This is a genomic window from Streptomyces sp. NPDC054863 (genome assembly GCF_053610825.1).
This window is the reverse complement of sequence record NZ_JBSGZD010000431.1, coordinates 1-4801: the sequence shown is the minus strand read 5'-3', so window position 1 is coordinate 4801 and position 4801 is coordinate 1. Positions and strand designations below refer to the sequence as shown.

Here is a 4801-nt window from a genome sequence, read left to right as displayed (position 1 = left end):
CCGGTGCACACCACCGGGGCCCCTCGCGCGCCGGCCGAACTACCGCTCCAGGAAGGCGAACAGGTCCTCCCAGCGGCGCGTGATCCTGTCCGTGGAGAAGCGCTGGATGTTCGTCCGGCCCGCCTCACCCATGCTGTCGCGCAGGTCCTTGTCGGACATGAGCGCGTCCAACTGCTCGGCGAACAGCGCGGTGTTGCCCGCCTTCACCACGAAACCGTCCACACCGTCGGTGATGATCTCCCGGATGCCGGGAGCCATGTCGAAGGAGACACACGGCACCGCCGTCGCCATCGCCTCCATCGGCGCCAGCGGGAACCCCTCCGCACGCGACGTCAGCGTGAACACCGAGCTCTCGCGCAGCGCTCCGGGAACGTCGTCCGTACGCCCCATCCACTCCACCGACTGCGCGACACCCAGCTCGGCGGCCAGCTTGTGCAGCTTCCGCTCGTCCTGCCCCGCGCCGAAGATCCGCAGCTTCCAGTCCGGGTGGCGGGGGGCGACCTGCGCCCAGATGTCGAGGAGGAGGTCGATGCCCTTCTCGTGCGACAGCCGCCCGACACTGACCACCGTCTTCGCCTCGCGCCGCGAGGGTTCGTCGGGGAAGAAGGGCAGCGGGTTGGGCATGAAGCCCACGTTGTTCATGTGCTGGCGGATCCACAGGTCCGAGTCCTCGCGCGTGAGGACGAGCAGCCGGTCCACGTCCTTGTAGAACTGCTTGACCCGGCGCAGCCGCGAGGACTTCCGCGACGCCTGGAAGGACTCGTGACTCATGCCGATCACGGTCACTCCGGCGGTCTCCGCGAGAGCCACCCACTCCATCGCCCACACCTGCGTGACGATGACGATGCTGCCCGGCCGCGCGGCCCCGAACAGCAGCGACAGCTTCGCCGCCTGCTCCTCCATGCCGGCCTGCCGCGCCGCCTGCCTGCGCTGCTCCGCGACGTTGAGCCGGCCCTTGACGCCCTTGAGGGCCCGGACGCCCGGCGGGTGGGCGTCGTACAGCGTCGTCGTCCCGTACGGAAGAACGTCGTCCAGCTCCGCCCTGCGGTCCTTCGGAGCAGGAGTGATGCCGATGACATGCACGCTGTGACCGCGCCCGCTGAAGAGCCGCGCCATGTGGTGCGACCAGCTGGTGACGCCACCGAGTTCGTCCACGCTGTTGTTGACGAAGAAAATGTCCCTCGGGGTGTCGGACCGGGCGGGTATTCGGGCATTCGTGGGGGCGGTCAGAAGAGCCATGTGCGAGTCCTCAGGCGTGGGGGGACCGCTCGTGGGGTTGCACGGGTGTGGGGCCCGGTGCAGAGCGGACATGTCAAGGTCAGGCTAGCGCGGGGGGCCCGGGACACGCCTGTTCACCCACGCGTGAGCCCTACACCTCTAAACCCTTGAATCCCTTTAACTCTTGACCCGTTAGGCGCTCGTGAGCCCTCTCTCCGTCACGCCTTTGCCGTCCGCCACCGCTTCGGCACCCGCCGGTTCAGCCACCGCGCCGCAGGGTCCTCCACGTACCGGTAGACCACCCACGACAGCGCGAGCGAGATGACGGCGACGCCCAGCAGGTCGATCAGCACGCTGTTGTTGTCCTCACCGCGCCCCCACCGGTCGATCAGCACCCGGTTCACCGCGTGGTGCACGAGGTAGAAGGAGTACGACCACACCCCGAGCAGCACCATCGCCCGCGACTGCAGCACCCCCCGGTGCCCCGCCGCCTCCCGCTGGGCGAACGCCACCACGATCAGCACGGCCAGCACCGCCAGCACCGGCCGCAGCCCCGCGTCGAGGTACGCCACGACCTCCGGCGAGCAGCGCGCCTTGCCCTGGTAGTAGCCGTACGTCGTCAACGCCAGCGCCAGCAGGGGGACGACCGGCCGCACCGGCACCCGCCAGCCGCGCCGCAGCGCCAGCGCGAAGGTCAGCCCCAGCACGAACTGCGGGAAGAAGTAGAGCGGGTGCCGCTGGACCCAGCTCGCCGTCGGACCGTCGAGATACAGGTTCGTGCTCAGCCCGACCGCGAACATGTACACCAGACCGAGCCCGCACACCGTCAGCAGCACCCCCGTCCTGGTCCGCCGCGCCCACCGGATGACCAGCGGGAACAGGGCGTAGAAGAACAGCTCGGCGCCCAGCGTCCAGGTGGGCCCGTTGCCCGGCAGGTTCGGGGTGACGCCCGGGAACCACGACTGCACCAGGAACACCGAGGCGACCAGACTGCCCCAGTCGATGTCCTTGTCCGGCAGGACGTAGAACGCGTACACCGCGAGCGGTACGACAGCCAGCGTGGCCGGCCAGATCCGGGCCACGCGCCGCCAGTAGAACGCCCCGAGGTGCTGCCCCGGCCGATGGCCCCAGGCGAGCAGGAACCCGGACAGCACGAAGAAGAAGGTGACCCCGTGCCCGCCGATCAGCGAGTACGGGAAGATCAGCGGCGCGGTGCCGTAACCGGTGTGGTTGCCGAGACCCGTGAAGTGATGCGTGAACACGGCGAACGCGGCGAAGAAGCGCAGGCTGGTGAGACAGTCCAGCCGGTCGGGCAGGGCAGGGCGCAGGGAACGCGGGGCGAGACGGGGGAGGAGGGCCGGACGTGAACGGGGAGCGGGAACCGTGGTCGCAGGAACCGTGGTCGCAGAAACAGACACAGACATCTCTTCGGCTCTTCGGGAAGGGCCGGTGGCGACAGTACGACGAACCGACCCAGGACGAGGTGCCTAACCTGCCACACCGCGAGCCGGACACGGCCCCCACCACTGTTCGCCCACCCCTCGGGCACCCCCCACACACCCCGTACACACGGATCCCTCGGCCGACCGGGGCGAACGGCAGCCCACGCGCAGAGAACACCCGCCCCTCCGCCCCACCGCACGAACGGACACCACCGGCCCGCCCTCCCACCACACGACCAGGCCCAACCGGCCCGTCGCCCCGCCGCGCGAGCGGGCGCAGCCGGTCCGTCGCCCCGCCGTGCGAGCGGGCGCCACCGGCGCGTCCTCTGCACCGCGCGAGCGGGCCCAACCGGCCCTCCGTCCCGCCGTGCGAGCGGGCGTCATCGGTCCCTCGCCCCGCCGTACAAGGGGGTCCTGTCCGCTTCTCCCCGCTCAGCGTGCGAGGTGACGTACCTGGTCCCACACCGTCGGGTCCGCGACGCCGACCCGGCGGCGGAACTCCCACACCGCGACGTCCCGCAGCTCGTCCGTCTCCAGGAAGCTCGGCCGGCCCTCGGCGTCACCGACCGACCCGGGCGGCAGCGCGATCACGCCCGACCTGTCGTGGTGCCACTTGCTCGTGATCTTCGCGACGAGCGCGCTCTCGCCCTGTACGGACAGCACCAGACACGGCCGGTCCTTCGACCCGGGCCCGTCCTCGAACGGCACCTCCGCCCACCAGATCTCCTTGGCCTGCGGCATCCTCCGGGGAAGCTCGCCGGGCTTCCGGCGGGGACCGGTGGGCCGCCCGGGCGGCCGGGTCCGCCCACCGGGGCGCTGCCGCTGCCGCTTCGCCCGCTGCCCGCGCCCCCACCCGTCGGTCAGCGCCGCGACCAGCGCGAGCACCACCACACCGAGCAGCGCCAGCCACCACGAGGTATCCATGCGCCCGACGGTACCGGGGCGGGTGCGGCACGGCACCAGGGGCCGGGCGGGCCGGTGGTCGTCGTGCGGGTGCGGCGTGGCTGGTCGCACAGTTCCCCGCGCCCTGAAGTGCCCGGCCCCCGCCCCCAGTTCGCTCCCACCCCCCGCTCCGCCCCCGCGCCCCCGCGCGCTCCCCCCGAACCGGTGACAGCACAGGTGAGTTCCCCCACAACGGCACACCACCGAGGAGCGGGCGCCCCTGCCGCGACTTACGCTCGATCCATCTGCGCGCGCTCCCCGCCCCCACCGCGCGCGGACCGCCTCTCCCTGCGCCCGCACCCCCGCCCCGGCTCCCGCACCCGTCCCGAATCCCCGCACCCGGATCCCGCACTCGCAACCGCAACCGGAGGTTCCCGCTCCATGAAGCTCACCGTCGTCGGCTGCTCGGGGTCGTTCCCGTCCGTGGAATCGCCTTGTTCGAGCTACCTCGTAGAGGCCGACGGCTTCCGGCTGCTCCTCGACATGGGCAACGGCGCCCTCGGCGAGCTGCAGCGCCACATCGGTCTGTACGACCTGGACGCGATCTTCCTCAGCCACCTGCACGCCGATCACTGCATCGACATGACGGCCTACTTCGTCACCCGCTACTACCGCCACGACGGCGGCATGGCCCCCTCGATCCCCGTCTACGGCCCCGACGGCACCGAGGAACTCCTGACCAGCGCGCACGGTGCCACGCCCACCCCCGACTCGATGAGCAAGGTCTTCGACTTCCACACCCTGAAGCCCGGCACCTTCGAGATCGGCCCCTTCACCGTCCGTACGGAGAAGATGCGCCACCCCGTCGAGACGTACGGCATCCGCCTGGAACACGGCGGGCGCACGCTCACGTACTCCGGGGACACCGGCCCCTGCGAGGCCCTGCACGAGCTCGCCTCGGGCGCCGACCTCTTCCTCTGCGAAGCATCGTTCCTCCACGGCAAGGAGGACATCCCGGACCTGCACCTCAACGGCCGCGAAGCGGGCGAGTACGCCGCCCGCGCGGGCGCGGGCCACCTCGTCCTCACCCACGTCCCGCCGTGGACGGACGCCGACCGGAACCTGAGCGACGCCCGCCAGGCGTACGCGGGACCGGCCGAGGTGGCGGCCAGGGGCGCGGTCTACGAGGTGTAGCCGTACCTCCAGGCGGACGTACGGGCATCAGGTGTACGTACGAGTATGCGCAAGGGCCCCGGAAC

The 4801-nt window shown here is 71.2% G+C and carries 4 protein-coding genes; 1 reads left to right on the top strand and 3 read right to left on the bottom strand.

All coding sequences use genetic code 11. The annotated features are described in order from the left end of the window. Nucleotides 1-39: 39 nt before the first annotated feature. The 3 genes from ACWGIG_RS37025 to ACWGIG_RS37015 form a co-directional block, all read right to left on the bottom strand. A complete protein-coding gene (locus tag ACWGIG_RS37025; protein WP_453326112.1) occupies nt 40-1239 on the bottom strand; it encodes a glycosyltransferase in 1200 nt (399 codons plus the stop codon). Nucleotides 1240-1436: 197 nt separating this feature from the next. Then, nucleotides 1437-2636 carry an acyltransferase family protein gene (locus ACWGIG_RS37020; protein ID WP_453326111.1) on the bottom strand — a complete coding sequence of 400 codons (1200 nt, stop codon included), beginning with the start codon at nt 2634-2636 and terminating at the stop codon, nt 1437-1439. A 456-nt stretch (nt 2637-3092) separates the two neighbouring features. After that, the gene (locus ACWGIG_RS37015) at nt 3093-3584 is read right to left on the bottom strand and encodes a type II toxin-antitoxin system PemK/MazF family toxin (RefSeq protein WP_453326110.1); all 492 of its coding nucleotides are present in this window, start codon (nt 3582-3584) and stop codon (nt 3093-3095) included. Between the two features lie 399 nt (nt 3585-3983). On the opposite strand from ACWGIG_RS37015, the gene ACWGIG_RS37010 reads away from it, so the two are divergent. Then, nucleotides 3984-4736, top strand: a complete 753-nt coding sequence (locus ACWGIG_RS37010) for an MBL fold metallo-hydrolase (RefSeq protein ID WP_453326109.1) — start codon at nt 3984-3986, stop codon at nt 4734-4736. Nucleotides 4737-4801: the final 65 nt, after the last annotated feature.